15 protein-coding genes are annotated in these 15,483 nt (G+C 55.5%); 7 read left to right on the top strand and 8 right to left on the bottom strand.

Annotated elements, in window-relative coordinates; translation table 11 throughout:
• Positions 1 to 253 precede the first annotated feature (253 nt).
• From IGS16_RS13190 to IGS16_RS13175, 4 genes are all read left to right on the top strand, one after another.
• Entirely contained in the window at positions 254 to 451 is a 198-nt protein-coding gene (locus IGS16_RS13190) for a hypothetical protein (RefSeq protein WP_297086105.1), read from the top strand.
• Positions 452 to 946: 495 nt separating this feature from the next.
• Positions 947 to 2,050 carry an amino acid ABC transporter substrate-binding protein gene (locus IGS16_RS13185; protein ID WP_297086104.1) on the top strand — a complete coding sequence of 368 codons (1,104 nt, stop codon included), beginning with the start codon at positions 947 to 949 and terminating at the stop codon, positions 2,048 to 2,050.
• Between the two features lie 322 nt (positions 2,051 to 2,372).
• Positions 2,373 to 3,557: an ABC transporter permease subunit gene (locus tag IGS16_RS13180; RefSeq protein WP_297086103.1), complete on the top strand. Its 1,185-nt coding sequence runs from the start codon at positions 2,373 to 2,375 to the stop codon at positions 3,555 to 3,557.
• 79 nt (positions 3,558 to 3,636) lie between these two features.
• Positions 3,637 to 4,851 (top strand): amino acid ABC transporter permease, encoded by a 1,215-nt coding sequence (locus IGS16_RS13175; RefSeq protein WP_297086102.1) that lies wholly within the window; start codon positions 3,637 to 3,639, stop codon positions 4,849 to 4,851.
• A gap of 135 nt (positions 4,852 to 4,986) precedes the next feature.
• Here the strand turns inward: IGS16_RS13175 and IGS16_RS13170 are convergent, their stop codons facing one another.
• The 5 genes from IGS16_RS13170 to IGS16_RS13150 form a co-directional block, all read right to left on the bottom strand.
• Entirely contained in the window at positions 4,987 to 5,334 is a 348-nt protein-coding gene (locus IGS16_RS13170) for a hypothetical protein (protein ID WP_297086101.1), read from the bottom strand.
• A 20-nt stretch (positions 5,335 to 5,354) separates the two neighbouring features.
• On the bottom strand, positions 5,355 to 5,477 hold the full coding sequence (locus tag IGS16_RS13165) for a hypothetical protein (RefSeq protein WP_297086100.1): 123 nt from the start codon (positions 5,475 to 5,477) through the stop codon (positions 5,355 to 5,357).
• Positions 5,478 to 5,701: 224 nt separating this feature from the next.
• Positions 5,702 to 7,363: a SulP family inorganic anion transporter gene (locus IGS16_RS13160; protein WP_367185792.1), complete on the bottom strand. Its 1,662-nt coding sequence runs from the start codon at positions 7,361 to 7,363 to the stop codon at positions 5,702 to 5,704.
• A 148-nt stretch (positions 7,364 to 7,511) separates the two neighbouring features.
• Positions 7,512 to 8,012: an N-acetyltransferase gene (locus tag IGS16_RS13155; RefSeq protein ID WP_297086097.1), complete on the bottom strand. Its 501-nt coding sequence runs from the start codon at positions 8,010 to 8,012 to the stop codon at positions 7,512 to 7,514.
• A gap of 221 nt (positions 8,013 to 8,233) precedes the next feature.
• Positions 8,234 to 9,127 (bottom strand): methylated-DNA--[protein]-cysteine S-methyltransferase, encoded by an 894-nt coding sequence (locus IGS16_RS13150; protein ID WP_297086095.1) that lies wholly within the window; start codon positions 9,125 to 9,127, stop codon positions 8,234 to 8,236.
• A gap of 555 nt (positions 9,128 to 9,682) precedes the next feature.
• Here IGS16_RS13150 and IGS16_RS13145 point away from each other — a divergent pair.
• Both IGS16_RS13145 and IGS16_RS13140 read left to right on the top strand, forming a co-directional pair.
• Entirely contained in the window at positions 9,683 to 10,372 is a 690-nt protein-coding gene (locus IGS16_RS13145) for a TetR/AcrR family transcriptional regulator (protein ID WP_068508344.1), read from the top strand.
• A 781-nt stretch (positions 10,373 to 11,153) separates the two neighbouring features.
• Positions 11,154 to 11,435, top strand: coding sequence for a response regulator transcription factor (locus IGS16_RS13140; RefSeq protein WP_084782168.1), 282 nt, complete (start codon positions 11,154 to 11,156; stop codon positions 11,433 to 11,435).
• 262 nt (positions 11,436 to 11,697) lie between these two features.
• Here the strand turns inward: IGS16_RS13140 and IGS16_RS13135 are convergent, their stop codons facing one another.
• The 3 genes from IGS16_RS13135 to IGS16_RS13125 all read right to left on the bottom strand — a co-directional run bounded on the left by IGS16_RS13135 (position 11,698) and on the right by IGS16_RS13125 (position 13,563).
• Positions 11,698 to 11,952, bottom strand: coding sequence for a YkvA family protein (locus tag IGS16_RS13135; RefSeq protein ID WP_084782171.1), 255 nt, complete (start codon positions 11,950 to 11,952; stop codon positions 11,698 to 11,700).
• A gap of 230 nt (positions 11,953 to 12,182) precedes the next feature.
• Positions 12,183 to 12,998, bottom strand: coding sequence for a TlyA family RNA methyltransferase (locus tag IGS16_RS13130; RefSeq protein WP_297086228.1), 816 nt, complete (start codon positions 12,996 to 12,998; stop codon positions 12,183 to 12,185).
• Positions 12,999 to 13,329: 331 nt separating this feature from the next.
• On the bottom strand, positions 13,330 to 13,563 hold the full coding sequence (locus IGS16_RS13125) for a hypothetical protein (protein ID WP_297086091.1): 234 nt from the start codon (positions 13,561 to 13,563) through the stop codon (positions 13,330 to 13,332).
• Positions 13,564 to 13,790: 227 nt separating this feature from the next.
• On the opposite strand from IGS16_RS13125, the gene IGS16_RS13120 reads away from it, so the two are divergent.
• Positions 13,791 to 14,930 carry a DegT/DnrJ/EryC1/StrS aminotransferase family protein gene (locus IGS16_RS13120; protein ID WP_297086089.1) on the top strand — a complete coding sequence of 380 codons (1,140 nt, stop codon included), beginning with the start codon at positions 13,791 to 13,793 and terminating at the stop codon, positions 14,928 to 14,930.
• The last annotated feature ends 553 nt before the right edge of the window (positions 14,931 to 15,483 follow it).

Here is a 15,483-nt window from a genome sequence, read left to right as displayed (position 1 = left end):
GCCGCAGCATCAGGAGATGCCGAATCGGACATCGAACCCGTAGAGGTTGATGCTGAAGCGGATGCAGAATGAGGTACAAAATTGACAGATTCCATGCCTCCATCATGCCCAAAATTCATCAAGATTCTCCGTGCATTGTTACAGCATCCGTCACAATCTGTGTCGTCTTGTGTTCACAATGCACCAGCGATAAAACAGATGGGTATGGTATAGAAAATAAAGAAAACCTTAAGGAGGCGGTATGAGTCCTCTAATGCTCCGGCGTCTTTGGATGGTTGTAGACGAAGCGCAATCGAGCGTATTGCTAAACCTGGATGACCACAGCCTCACCAAGTGGTTGATTGGGCAGTTTTACCAGGGGCGATCGCTCAGTCCCAGCGAATCTGACCTCCTCAGCGAATACATTCGCACTCGCATTCCGCTCATTCGGGAGATGGCCCACGGACGTTAGGCGACACGTTACTGGCCGATCGTTCACCTCATCTCGCGTTCATCAATTGTTCACTCTAGTTGCCCAAAAAGCTGCTAAAAAACTGCCAACGTAGTCCCAACGCATCAAAGCTCTACAGGGCAGCGGGTTACGACGATGCCTAATAATGCGCCTAATAATGTGCCTAATAAACGGTAACCCTACAGACTGAGCAAGCGTGTTGTTTTTTGGCTGAAGCTTTCAATTGCAGGCGCTTAACGCCTGATTTTGTCGGAGGGTTGTCGCCCGTTTTACAGACCTATGACAACCCTGCCAAACGTATAGTGGTATACAAACGGAATTCCGGAAGCAGTAGACTGTTAAGAAAGTTCAAAGCATTAAGCTGGGAGAGCGTTGAGTCTGCGTCTTGGCAGGTGTTTGTTGTTGGGTTGCAGATGCGCTTCTTCCACGCAGGTTGCTACCCTGATATTTTCCTAAGGTTCTGTTGAAGTTCTGTTTGAAGTGAGTGAGACAACTATGCGTAAGTGGGGTTCTTTGTTGCTGGCAGCCAGCCTGTCTGTAGCCGCAATCTCTGCCTGTACCTCAGCGCCTACGAATACTGCTAGTTCGCCGGGTGCTGAAGGCGCATCTCCAGCGGCGACTGCTGCGGGCAGAAGCCGTCTGGACATGGTGAAAGAGCGGGGCAAGCTGATCTGCGGCGTTGAGGGAACGATTCCTGGGTTTAGCTTTGTTGACCCCAGTGGCACCTATTCGGGGCTGGATGTGGATGTGTGTCGGGCTGTAGCCGCTGCGGTTTTTGGCACATCAGAAGATATCGACAGCAAGATTGAGTATCGAAATCTCGACTCTACGGCTCGCTTCCCTGCCCTACAAAACGGCGAAGTGGATATGCTGTCTCGCAACACCACTTGGACTGCTAGCCGAGATGCAGCGGGTGGAAACGGTTTGGAGTTTGCACCCACGACCTTCTACGACGGTCAAGGTCTGCTGGTTAGCAAAGCTAGCGGCATACAAGATGTGAAGGGATTACAGGGTAAATCAGTGTGTGTGGAAACAGGCACGACGACCGAGCTAAACCTGGCCAGCCGCACCAAAGAAGCAGGTGTGACGATTAATGAAGTGAAGTTCCAAGACTCTAATGCGGCGATCGCCGCTTTCTCAGAGGGTCGCTGCGATGCCTTTACGTCCGACCGCTCTCAGCTTGCCGCCAAGCGCACCTCCCTGCCCAACCCTGACGACTACGTGCTGCTCGACGTGGTGATGTCCAAGGAGCCGCTGGGCCCAGTAACCATCAACGGCGATTCTCGCTGGTATGACGTGGTGAAGTGGGTCACCTATGGACTCTTCCAAGCCGAAGAGTTTGGCATTACCCAGGCTAACGTCGATCAAATGAAGCAAGACCCGAACCCCGACATTCAAAACTTCCTGGGTGTACAGGGTGAATTGGGGAGCCAACTGGGTCTGCCTGCCGATTTCATGGTTCATGTCGTCAAGGCAGTGGGCAACTACGGCGAAATCTACGAGCGCAACGTGGGCAGCGGCTCCGAGCTAAACATTTCTCGCGGCCCCAATGAACTGTGGACGAATGGCGGTCTGATGTACTCTCCGCCATTCCGCTAGAGTCTGCGCCGTTTTTCAAACACGCTGGAGGGCAGGTCTCGTCAACATTCAATCCGTCACAGCAGGCGGCTATGTTGCAAAGCCTGCCCTTCCTGGTATCTTTTCTGCAAAGGGCGAATTCTGAGGGACGATATTGATTTTCGATTTTGGGTTTGCGATTTTGGATTGCCAGCTAAGGGGCTGCGGGGCTGCTGGCAATTTCATTCGTAGCGCCACTTAGGAGAATTGATAGACGCTCCGGTCAGCCCATTTGATGACGTAGTTTCTCAAGCGCATTTCCTCGCGTATTTTCTCCGAATTTCCAGAAACAGAGCAGGTCGGCATGACGCACTCTTCTGACGGCACCGAAAAGATTCCCTTTTGGCGAGACGACCGGGTCTGGCGAATCATTATCCAGTTGGTTGTGCTGGGTGTTGTAGTGCTAATCGGGTCGATCCTGCTTGGCAATATGTTTCGCAACCTGGCGCAGTTGGGGCGGCAGTTTGACTTTGGGTTCCTAAGAAACCAAGCTGGCTTCAACATTGGCGAAACCATCGTGCCTTATCAGACCAACGATCGCTACTGGTGGGCGCTGGTGGTGGGTTTTTTGAACACGCTGCGGCTGATTTTGGTGGGCTTTGTGCTGGCGACGGTGATTGGGGTGCTGGCAGGAATCGCCAGTTTCTCTGACAACTGGCTGTTGCGTAAGCTCAACGTGTTTTATGTGGAAATTGTGCGGAACGTGCCGCTGCTACTCCAGCTTTTTTTCTGGATTTTTGTGGTGTTCTACAGCCTTGCGCCGCAGCGTAGCCTCAACGACCCGCCGACTCCGCTGCTGGGCAAGGGCTTCATCAACAAAGCCGGGCTGTTTATTCCCTGGCCGGCCAACTCCACGGGCGACTGGCTGGCGCTGCTGGGGGTTGTGCTGGGGGCGATCGCCGCTTTCTTTGTCTGGCGCTGGCGGGTTCATCTGATGGAAACCGTTGGCGCGTCGGGCAAAACGCAGCAGTGGATGCTGATTGGGCTGGCGATCGCCGGTCTGCTCGTCCTGCTGTTTGGCATGGAGTGGGAAACGCCGACCCTGGGCGAAAACAACGCTATCACCGGCGGCTTGCGAATTTCGTTGGAATACGCCGCTGTGCTGGCTGGGCTGTCGTTTTACACGGGCGCGTTCATTGCGGAGATCGTTCGAGCAGGCATCCAGTCGGTGTCGAAAGGACAGTGGGAAGCTGCCCGCGCCTTGGGGCTGCATACTGGGCTGGCGATGCAGCTTGTCGTCTTGCCCCAGGCCTTGCGGGTGATTATCCCCTCCCTCAATAGCCAGTACCAAAACCTGGCCAAAAACTCGACCCTAGCGCTGGCCATCGGCTATCCCGACTTTTTCTCTACCTTTCAAACCACGCAAAACCAGACGGGACGGGCTGTTGAGATGATTCTCATCCTAATGGCGGTGTATCTCATCATCAACTTGGTGATCACGACGCTGATGAACCTGCTCAACCGCGCTGTCCAGCTTAAGGAGCGCTAGCCGCTGCGCCTGATGTCCCTGGTATCTGATTTAGAAGGCGATCGCCAAAACTCCCTTTCTTACTCCCAAGTTCTAGACCATGACCACCAGCTACCCCCCCGCCTCTGCTTCCCCCCCACCCATCGCCCAGATCGGCCCTGTCGCCTGGATGCGGAAGAACCTGTTTAATAGCTGGTTCAACGGCATCCTCACCATTTTGCTGGTGTGGCTTTTGGGCAGCACAGTGATTAATTTCGTGCGCTGGGCCTTTTCGCTGGCCCAGTGGCAGGTGATTCCGGCAAACCTGCCGCTGTATTTTGTGGGGCGCTTTCCGGCGAGTCAGTATTGGCGGGTCTGGGTGTTGGTGGCGCTGCTGGCGGCACTGGCGGGGCAGACCTGGGGCATTTTGGCAAAGACGGCTCCGCGCCTGTTTAGCCGTCCGGTGCTGATTGGGTTGGCGATCGCCGCGCTGATTGCCGTCATTTTTCCCACGCCGCCCCTCTATCGCCTGCTGATTTTGGGCGTTGTGCTGGTGGTTGCCGCGAGCGCCTGGGTGGGCTGGCAGATTGGCAGCAAGGTCCCCGGTTTTGGCAAGTGGCTGGCGCTGGCCTGGGCGATCGCCCTGCCGATTGCGCTATGGCTGCTGCTGGGGGGCTTCGGGCTGCGCCCGGTGAATATCAACGACTGGGGCGGGATGCTGCTGACGGTGTTTGTGTCGGTGATTAGCATCTTGCTGTCGTTTCCGCTGGGCATTTTGCTGGCGCTGGGTCGCCAAAGCACGCTGCCCGTCATCCGCTGGCTGTCTACGGCCTACATCGAGCTGGTGCGCGGGCTGCCGCTGCTGTCAATTTTGTTTTTTGCCTCAGTCATGGTGCCGCTGTTTATTCCGGGCAACATCCGGCTGAATCTGGTGATTCGCGCCATCATCGGTCTCACGCTGTTCACGGCGGCCTATCTGGCGGAAACGATTCGCGGCGGGCTGCAATCGATCCCTCGCGGACAAACCGAAGCCTCCCGCGCCCTGGGACTCAGCACGCCGCTGACGCTGGGGCTGATTATCCTGCCGCAGGCGCTCAAGGTGTCGATTCCGGCAATCGTGGGTCTATTCATCAGCTTGCTGCAAGACACGACGCTGCTGCTAATCATCGGTCTGTTTGAGCTATTGGGCATTAGCCGCGCCATTTTGGCAAACCCGCAGTTCATCGGGCGCTACGCCGAGGTGTATTTGTTTATTGGGCTGATTTTCTGGGTGCTATGCTATGCCATGTCCTGGGGCAGCCGCCGCCTAGAACAAAGCCTGAATACGACGCATTGAGTCTGGTATTCCGATGGGAGGCGCTAGCAAGAGTCACGAATTCTGCAAGACCCGGTTCTGCTCCTATTGCTCTGATCAAGAAGGGCGAGGGAGCAGGCTCGGACGCTCTTGCCCCCGTCACCCCCCATTTGCCGCCTAGCGCACCAGCACCGTCATGAACTTATCTTTAGCAAAGGGCGCGGGTACGATGGGCGTGAATTTTACCCGATCGTTCGCGATCTTTTTTACGTAGAACTCGTTCATCAGGTGAATCACTTGGTCGCGGGTGCCGATGATCCAGATCTGCGGGCGCTCATCCAAGGAAGGCCGAGGAGCCGCGCCGCCGCCCCCGCCGCCTTGGGATTCGGACATGGGCGGGTTTGCAGAAACGCTGGCAGTTGCGCGGTCAGTGGCGCTTGCCGCGGAACTTGTAGAACTTGCAGAAAAATCCGCAGCGGAAATGGGCGGCTGCGCGTGCAGCCCGTCGTTGCGTTCGGGAGACATGGTTTTTTCCTCGCTTGTGATTAGAAACGGGTTTGGGAAACAAACAGATCGCCCACCGGAAAGGCATCCGATGGGAGGGAAAGGCTCAGGGTGTGGCGGTTTCCCAACCACTTGTCAGCACTTGCGAGGCGAATGATAATCATCAAAGCCTGGCTCCTGCCCCGACAGGAGTTAGGTTAGCTGGTTAGTTCGTGCCCTTACACGGCTAATCAGCGCCTTCACCCTGAACCGGACAACCTCTACTGGAACTCAGAGAATTCGTTCCAGTGCCAGATACGATAGACCAAACTCTCGTAGAACGCAAGTATCAAACCCCAAAATTTCTCCAAATTTCTGTAACTCGATGTAAATGACAGCATCCTGCGGACTAGCGGCTCTTTCTGCCCTCAAATCCGGCGATCGCCGTGTGCAGCGTCAGGTAAATCTGGTCGGTTCCGATTTTCTCTAGCAGCCCCGCTCGCCGCAGTTGGGCGTAGAGGTCTTGCTTCACCCGCGCCAGGGCAAAGGTGATGTGGCGGCTGGCTAGCTCATCGCAAAATTCCGAGAGCATATCGGCAGCGGTGATGTCGATTTCAACGATCGCCTCGGTATTCAGCACAAACCACTCGACGGGAGCGTGTTCTGCGGCGATCGCCCCCAGGGCCCGCTGCTTGAAATCCTCGGCATTGGCAAAGCAGAGCGGCGCATCGTAGCGGTAGATGACCAAACCGGGAATCGTGACTGCGCCGGGCCAGTCGTCGATGTCGTGCAGGCCAGGCACATCGGGCACGGTTCCCAAAACGGCATCGTGGGGCCGCGTGATGCGGGCAAACAGATCGATCACCGACAGCCCCACGGCGATCGCCACGCCCACCAGGATATCCGTGAGCAATACGCCGAATAAAGTGGCGATCGCCAGCAAAAACTCGCTCTGGCGAAACCGCCTCAGCCGCTTCAGTTCGGGAATTTCAATCAGCTTGGTGGCGGCATAAATCACGATCGCCCCCAGCGCTGCCTTGGGAAACAGCGCCAGCAGCGGCTGCAAAAATAGGAGTACGACAATGACGACTCCGAAGGACACCAGCGAAAACAACTGCGACTTGCTGCCCAGGGAATCGCCAATCACCGTGCGGCTGCCGCTGCTGCTGACGGGGAAGCCCTGCATCAGCCCTGTGCCCAGGTTGGCCGCGCCCAGCGCCAGCAATTCCTGATTTGCGTTAACTTCGTAGCCGTTGCGCGTGGCAAAGGCGCGGGCCGTCAGCACGTTGTCCGAATAGCCCACCACTGCAATGCCCACCGCCGCCGCCAACAGCGCAGGCAGTTCCGACAGGCTGGCCAGGGGCAGCGCCAGATGCGGCAATCCGGCGGGAATTTCGCCCACCACGGCCAGGCCCTGTCGCTCTAAATCCAGCAGCGCCACCGCCGTTGTCGCCAGCAGCACCGCCAGCAGCGGCCCCGGAGCCGTGCGCCACCGCCGCTGGATGCCAAATAAAAACGCCAGCACCAGCAGCGACAGGAGAAACGTGGGTCGATGAATTTGGTCAAGCTGGCTGAAAAATTCGCCAAACTGGCCAAACACGTTGTCCGACTGGATGGCCACGCCGCTGATTTTGCCCAACTGCCCGCCGATCATGATCAGCGCCACGCCGGCCATGTAGCCAATCAAAATCGGTTTGGAGAGCAGGTTGGCCAAAAAGCCCAGCCGCAGTAGCGACCCTGCTATGCACACTAGCCCCACCAGCAGCGCCAGCAGGGCCGCCAGGGTAGGATAGCTCTGGGGCGAGCTGGCTAATAGAGGGGCGATCGCCGCTGCGGTCATTACGGCGGTGGTGGATTCCGGCCCGACCGAAAGCTGGGGCGACGACCCCAAAACAGCATAAATCAGCATCGGTGGCAAAATCGCCCACAGCCCCGCCACCGGCCCCACGCCCGCCAGTTCGCCATAGGCCATGCACTGGGGAATCAGATACGCCGCCACCGTTACGCCAGCCAGCACATCGCCCCGCAGCCAGTCGCGGCGATAGGCCCGCAGCCGATGCAGCCCCGGCATTGGCAGGCGATTCGGTCTCAGCAGGTTTGACTTGACGGCCACGGCAGTTCCTCGGGTTGCGACGGGTTAAGAAGAGATTAAGTCGCACCCTCTAGCCTAACGAAAAGGTGTCTCGGAATACCGTTATTCGCCGTTTTAGTAACCCTTCTCAGTAAACCTTTTCAAAATAATGGGTGTCTGGCATGTCGCGGCGCTGCCCCAGATCGACCCAGCCGCGCTTTTGGTAGAAGGCGATCGCCGCCAGGTTGGTCGGACTGGCGCTGAGGCGGGCCCGCCCATAGCCGTGCTGTCCAAAGAACTGAGTCGCATATTCATCCAGCTGCGCCCCCAGCCCTTGCCCTCGGTACTCTGGAGCCAGGTAAAACAAATTCACATAGCCCACGCTGGCATCGCGCTTCCAGCAGCCTAGCTCGATTTGCCCGATAATTTGCCCGGATTTCCACAAATGCACGCAACCATTGGGCAACTCCGCAATCCGCCGCTCTAGCCACCGCAAATACTGCACGGCCCCGGCTCCATTTGGCTCGTAAAACCGCTCCGCCGACCCAAAGCTGCACACAAATGCATCCGCCCTGAACTGCACACACACCTGATGGTGTTTTGCCAGATCAATGGGCTTGAACTCGAAGGCAGCGTCAGAAGAGGACATTGGATGGAGCGTCCTGAGGGTCTGGAGTGCGTTGGGGAAAGCAAGCACGGGGCGATCGCCCCCTGAACCCCTGGATTGCAGAGCCGGTTGCCCGCTGTTGTGCATAGTTTTGCACAATCCTGAGCCAGCGAGATTCATGACTCATGCAATTCCTTAATTTTATTCCTTTATTCCAGGTGTAAATTGGCAGGGCAAGGGCTGGAATATCGGCTGCGTCTGTCCTAATTAGCATCAACTCGGCCAGCTTCCCAGCTTAGCAAAGCCGACTTGCGCGGCAGCCCCCAGCGATAGCCGCCCAGCTCGCCCGACTCGCGGATGACGCGGTGGCAGGGAATCAGCAGCGCTACGGGGTTGCTGCCGATGGCGTTGCCGACGGCGCGGCTGGCGGTGGGGCGACCGAGGTGCTGGGCGATTTGCCGATAGGTGGCCAGGCTGCCGGGGGGAAGCTGGAGCAGCGATCGCCACACCTGAATCTGAAAATTGGTGCCTTTAACCCACAGGCTGATGGGCTTGGGGTTGTCGAGCGGGTTCAACAGGCGATCGCCCACGGTCTGGGTCGCGGTCGGGTTGTGGCGCAGCGCAGCGTTTGGCCAAAGCCGTCGCAGTTCCGCTTCCCCAGCAGACTCAGCAGCATCCAACCCATCCAAAAACAGCAGATTGCACAGGCCCCGTGGGGTCATCGCCACCAGCGCCCGTCCAAACCGCGTCGGGTGAATGCCGTAGACGATTTCCAGCCCTGCGCCGCCGGCCTTGTATTCTCCGGGCGACATCGCCTCCAGCGACACAAACAGGTCATGCAGCCGCCCCGGACTCGACAGCCCCGCTTCCAGGCTCAAGTCCAGCAGGCTCGCAGTTTCCGCAATTTTGGACTTGGCATATTCCACCGTCAGATATTGCAAGAACCGCTTGGGGCTGATGCCTGCCCAGCGAGTAAATAGCCGCTGCACATGGGATTCGCTGAGGTGGAGATGCTGGGCTACGGCGGCCAGGTCGGGCTGCTCAACTCGGTGCGCCCGCAAAAAGGCGATCGCCGCTGCAATGCGCTGATAGTCGTCCAGGTCGTCTCCTGCGACCGATCCAGCGACCGGGATTTGATGGGGTTGGAGTGTGTTCATTGCCAAAAAGCTAAGCCAAAATTTTGACTCACTTGCCTACTTTAGCGATCGCCCCTGGCAAAACTCCACCCGATTTTTGCAATCCTGCACCGCAAGTCCCAAAAAACACCGAGCGGGAAGCATACCAGGCGTTTATCTGTCAGCATGATCGAGAACGGTGCGATCGCCTCCCCAACTAAACCTCAGCGCAATCAAAAACTCAGAACATTGGGCAGAAATCGGCAGCGGCGCGGCGAAAACTGCTCGATGCTTTTATTTAGCTCAGCCTCAGCCAGTTTTTAACCAGCAGGATAGGGCGATAATCGATGTCAATCGTTTTTTATTCTGATTTTTGTTCTGACTTCCTGCTTTGTGCTTCTGGCTAATCGCGCTAGGCTTATCACATGAATCTTTTACCGAAGCCACGTCGAGTTGCGATCGCCGGGCTTTTCTTCCGTAAGCCTCCAAGTCCGTTGATGGCTTGAATGAGATAGACCAAGCCGCTAAAGGACTATGATAACTATATCGAACGCTTGATATACAAAAAGCCTGGTTTTGAATCCCCCACTTTAGTCAATGCCAAAGATTGTTGACCACGAAGAATATCGCAAAGAGTTGCTGAGCAAGTGTTTTGAGGTGATTGCAGAAAAGGGCTACAACGCAGTCACCATGCGGCAAATCGCTCAGCGCATTGGCGTTTCTACGGGCACGCTTTATCACTACTTTCCTAGCAAGGAAAGTCTGTTCGAGCAGCTTGTGGGTTTTGTTTGCGAACAGGACTCCTTCGAGTTTATGTCCCGCACTGCCCACCTAGAGAGCGTTGCAGAGCGGCTCAGGGTGGGGTTTGAGCTATTGGCGGAGCGCGAAGAATACTTTCAGCACCAAACGCTGATGATGCTGGACTTTGCCCGCCAGCTCAGCCTAGAAGAGGTGAATTGCAATGAAACCTTGCAAAGCTCGGTGGAGGGCACGGAGCAGGGCATGATGCACTGTCTCGGCATTGACGACATCGAACTGGTGCGCTTTTTGGGCAATTTTGTAGATGGACTGTTGCTGCGACGACTGTACGTGGGCGATCGCACGTCGATCCCGCGCCAGGCCGCGCTGCTGGGTGAAATGCTGCAAGCCTACCTCGCCTCTAAGCAAGCCACCCCGAGTGAGCCATCTGCTGCATCCCCCTGCCACGCCCTGAAGCAAACCCTGGAAGAAAAGCTCGGCAAAGATCTGGATGCCACCGCCCTGCTGAGTCAGGACGAGCGCAACTAAGCGACCTTGACGCATTCATAGAAACAGCGGGCGTTTGTGGAGCCTGGGGCTGAATCTGGCTGTCTGCAATCTGCTGGAATTTTTTCAAAAAAGGGCGTGACAAATTGAAACAATGCGCCTATATTGATTTTATAACTCCTGTTCGATATAAATTGTCTTGGCAATCGCCCTGACCTGGATCTTGCCTGTGCGGGCTGCGACAGGGCGGCTGGGTTTCAAGTGAAAAAGCTTTTAAGAAGTTGGGACAGTATTTGCTTGCAGGGTGGTATTTGCTTGCAGGGTAAAGTACGCGCCCCCCTTGGGAGACAGGAGTTTGATGGATGTCTGCGGATCTCACGAGGTGCAAAGGCGCTGCATTGGTTTAGGGTCGAATGCCCCTGCCTCAGCGATTAAGTGCTTGCCTGAGCGCCGCCTTTAGATTGCGCCGCGCGTCAAATCTGGTTCGCTTCCTGGAAATCCTGGCATCTTCCCCTGTCCCCATCGTCTGGGGAGGCTTGCACGATTCGTTAACCCCCGCTCACCACGTTCTCGGAGGAGTGCGTCTGTATGTTTCAGTTTTCATATCGAGCGTTCGATTTGCACCACGAAAAATATCGAACGGTTGATATACAAAAACGCTCCGTCAATTCTTGCGATTCTTGCTCATACTCAACCATGACCCGCTGATGCCGTTTCCAAGGTTCGTGCTGTCTTAAAGCAACACCGCGCTAGATCGCTGAATTCTGGTTTTGCTTTTGGTCAGCTTTGGCTACAAGATTTCCTCAAGAGCAGGTGTTCTTCTATGCAACCAATCAGCCCGTCTCCGCTTGCAAAGCCCAACCTAAAGCTTGCGTTTCTCCCGGTCAAGCAAGCCCGTCGCCGAGCCTCTAGTGTCCTTTCCATCCGCGAACAAGAGGTACTACAGCTTATTGTCGATGGGTGCCGCACCTCTGAAATTGCCAAACGACTGCACCTCAGCCAGAATACTGTCAAGGTTCACGTTCGCAATATCTTTAACAAGTTCGGCGTGAATGATCGCGTGCAAATGGTTGTTCATGCATTTCGGAATGACCTAGTTCACTAGCGTAAATAACCCTAATGATTGGCAAGTCTTTGTAGGATGCACTAGCTTTGTAGGATGCACTAGCGTCAACGTAACGCACTGAAGTTTTTCGAGTCAGTGTGTTCTAGAGCGGATTGTGCTAACAAAAAAGCGCCATCAACTAGGCGCTTTCGGGTGTGAGGATTCAGTAAAATGTCTCAGTAAACAGTGACACATTCATCGACCCATTGAGCTTCAGGAATTGGGAGAGAAAAACTGCCCAATTCCTGACTTTACAGCTAGGTTACGCTTCCGCTTCGGTCGGCTCTTGCTGTTTTTTAGCCTTGTATTGCAGCACCGCCTGAGATAGTTCCGTTGCAACCAGCGTAATCAGCAATGCATCGTCAATTTGACCCAGGAACGGGATCATGTCTGGGGAAAAGTCGAAGGGGCTGATGAGATAAATCAGCGATGCGCCGACGATCCACCAGCGGTATTTGGGGTTGGCAACCAGCTTGCGAAGCAACCCATAAAACGGCTGAGCAAAAAATTTCTTCATTTCAGTGACTCGATTCGCTTGACCACGACCTTACGTTATTGATCATCGCGGATTGCTCAGGGTTTTGAAAGCGTCTAGAGGTGCGGTTTATCGGGCTATTTTGGGGGTGAAAACCAGTCTTTGGGTCAGGAGTGGGCGAGTGATTTTAGATGTTGGATTGGGGATTTTGGATTAGGGATTTTGGGCGGCATTCGTTTGTTGTCTAATTCTTGGAACCTGCCTGCTGATTCCTAGTTCCTCAATGCAGAGTGTGCAGCTTGCGTCAGTGCTTTGAGGGCGGGGGTATCGGGGGGCGATTCGGTGCTGTCCAGGTTGAGCCAGAGCAGGTATTCCAGGTTGCCTGCGGGGCCAACGAGGGGCGACCAAGTGAGATTGGCGTAGCGCCAGCCGAGAGTCTGGGCAGCGGTCAACACCTGGGCGATCGCCCCTGCCTGATCCGCCGCCTCTCGCACCACGCCCTTTTTGCCAATTTTTTCCTTGCCCACCTCAAACTGGGGCTTCACCAGCAAAATTACGTCGCGGGGTGGCTCCAGCAGGTTCCACAGCGCCGGTAGCACTTTGGTCAAAGAAATGAAGGATACGTCCACAACGCCCAAATCGGGATGTGGATCGCCTGGGCCGTAGAGGTCGGCGGGCGCGAGGTGGCGCAGGTTGGTGCGCTCGCGCAGCACCACGCGCTCGTCTTGGCGAATGCTCCAGGCCACCTGGCCATAACCCACGTCGATGCCATAGACTCGTGCCGCGCCCGCTTGCAGCAGGCAGTCGGTGAAGCCGCCGGTGGAGATGCCGCCATCCAAACACACGCGCCCCGCGACGGGGACTTGAAAGTCGGCCAGCGCCTTGGCTAGCTTTTCGCCGCCGCGAGAAACGAAGGGCGATCGCGCTTTGACATCGATCTGAGCAGTTGGGTCAATTTCCGTGCCCGGTTTGTCGATCACCTGCTGGTTGACCCGCACTTCGCCAGCCCGGATCAGCCGTTGTGCCTGCTGCCGCGACTCGCACAGCCCTAGTTCTACCAGTTGTGCGTCCAGCCGCTGCCGCGCCACGCGATCGCCCCCCAAGAGTGCCCATGTCGATTTTAGATTTTAGATTGGGGATTTTAGGATTTTGGATTTTAGATTTTGGATTGGGGATTTCGGATCGTCCTGCTAAGAGATGCCAGGATTCCCAGCGCTCATAAAGCATAAAAAAGCCTGGGGCAGGCACGTTCCTCTAGCTCTGAATCTGATTGATGTCGCTGATCAGCCAATAGAGGCTTCCCTCTTCCCTCTTCGTTCTTCGTTCTTCCCTCTTCCCTCTTCGTTCTTCGTTCTTCGTTCTTCCCTCTTCCCTCTTCCCTCTTCGTTCTTTTCCCTCCCCTCTTCCCCAGGCTGCTGATCAGCCGATGGAGGATATCAGCTTTTGCACAGCATGACTGGCCTGATACCACAACTGGTCAGGGTTTAGCCCAAATACCAGCTTCACCAAAAACAGCAGGATCAAAATCGAGATGGCGCTGCTAATTAGCGACCCGGCGACGCGCAGCAGCCAGCCCAGTAGGGGCAGTGCGAGGGCGATCGCCCCCAGGATGAGGGCTAAAGTCAGGGCATCTTCTGGAACATGAAGGTTCATAGCAAAGCCTTGGTGCAAAATGGCTCAGACAGCCTAGCATTTTCTCTGGATGAGCGGGTGTGCGGGGCGATCGCTTTTAGCGGTAGGGTTTGGAAGTTTTCTTTAAGAAACGCACTGGCACCTGGCAATTGCAAGAACTGCCCTATCTGGGGATCTCGCAGCCGTGAACTTACGGGAAGATAGAGGCTGAATGCTAGTCCATCTCTATCAATTCTTGGTGTAAGCGAGTGAGCGCGATTCCCCCTCTGGATCTAACACAGCAATTTCAGACCATTAGTGCTGAGGTCAATGAAGCGGTGCTGGCGGTGCTGGCTTCGGGACAATATATCAACGGGCCGCGAGTGCAGCAGTTTGAGCAGGCGTTTGCGGCGTATATTGGCACATCAGAGGCGATCGCCTGCAATTCGGGGACAGACGCGCTGTATCTGGCGCTGCGGGCGTATGACATCGGCGCGGGAGATGAGGTAATCACCACGCCGTTTACCTTCATCGCGTCGGCAGAAACCATTAGTCAGGCCCAGGCAACGCCCGTCTTTGTGGATATTGACCCGGCCACGTTTAACCTGGATCTGGCGCAGGTCGAAGCGGCGATCACGCCCCGCACCAAGGCGATTATTCCGGTGCATCTGTTTGGGCAGCCCGTGGACATGACGCGGCTGATGGCGATCGCCCAAGCCCACAATCTCATCGTCATCGAAGACAGCGCCCAAGCGGCCGGGGCCGAGTGGAATGGCCAGCGAGTAGGCAGCATTGGGCACATCGGCTGCTTTAGCTTTTTTCCGACCAAAAACCTGGGAGCCTGCGGCGATGGGGGCGCGGTGACGACGAGCGATCCGGCGATCGCCGCCCGCATCCGTGCCCTGCGAGAACACGGCAGCCGCACGCGCTACTATCACGACGAGATCGGCCTCACTAGCCGCCTGGATGCGGTGCAGGCCACTATTTTGCAGGTGAAGCTGCGGTATCTGGAAACCTGGAATGAGCAACGACGGGCGATCGCCGCTCGCTATACAGAACTGCTCCGCCCGATTCCGGGTGTGATTCCGCCGTTGCCAGTTCCTGGCGGCAAACCCGTCTGGCATCAGTACACGATTCGCCTGTCGCCGCTGCCTGCGGGAACTGTAGGCGGGGAATACCGCGATCGCGTCCGGCAGTCTATGCAGCAGCAGGGCGTTAGCTCGATGATTTACTACCCATTGCCGCTGCATCTGCAAAAGGTCTACGAACCGCTGGGCTATGGCCCTGGCTCTTTCCCCATCACAGAGCAGCTTTGCCACGAAGTCCTATCGCTGCCCATGTTCCCCGAACTGACCCCAGAGCAGCAGGAGCAGGTCGTCTACGCCCTGAAGGATAGTCTGAAAGAATAGAGAGTTGAAAAACTCAAACTTGTTTGGGGATTTAGCTATACGCAATAGCAAAATGAATTGGAGGATGAATGATTTGAAATGAATTTCCAAATCATTCATCTTTTGGCAATGCCCAAAATAAACTTAGCAGTAGATTCTTGATCTAGAGCAAAAAATAATAATCGCATTGCTTTCATCTCAGAAATTACTCATTTCCAGGACTGTCTCCTAGTTCAGAGATTCAGCAACTACACTACTGTCAGCCAGCTTAACAGCTTTAACGGTTTTCCTCTAGCCGCGGAGAACTGTTGAAATCTATGACATAAATTCAGCTTTACACTGTCAATCATCAACTCCAATTGTCTAACCTTTCCATCTCTTCTTCAAATGCTTGCTTGTCCTTGCATAGAAAAACCACTAGATTGCCGTACTCTACTTTAAGCAGGAATTTAGACTTAAGCGCTCGTTCAATATAAGTTAAGTGGTCAGGTTTATCAAAGGGATGTGTTGATGTACATGACCAGAGGTGTTGAAAGATAGCTCAACATACAAAAAATGGGGGCAGAATGTAGTA

Origin of the sequence: Thermoleptolyngbya sp. C42_A2020_037 (genome assembly GCF_015272455.1) — a bacterium.
GTDB lineage: Bacteria > Cyanobacteriota > Cyanobacteriia > Elainellales > Elainellaceae > Thermoleptolyngbya.
Note: the sequence above shows the minus strand (reverse complement) of the source record. Positions and strands in the feature narration are given on the sequence as shown.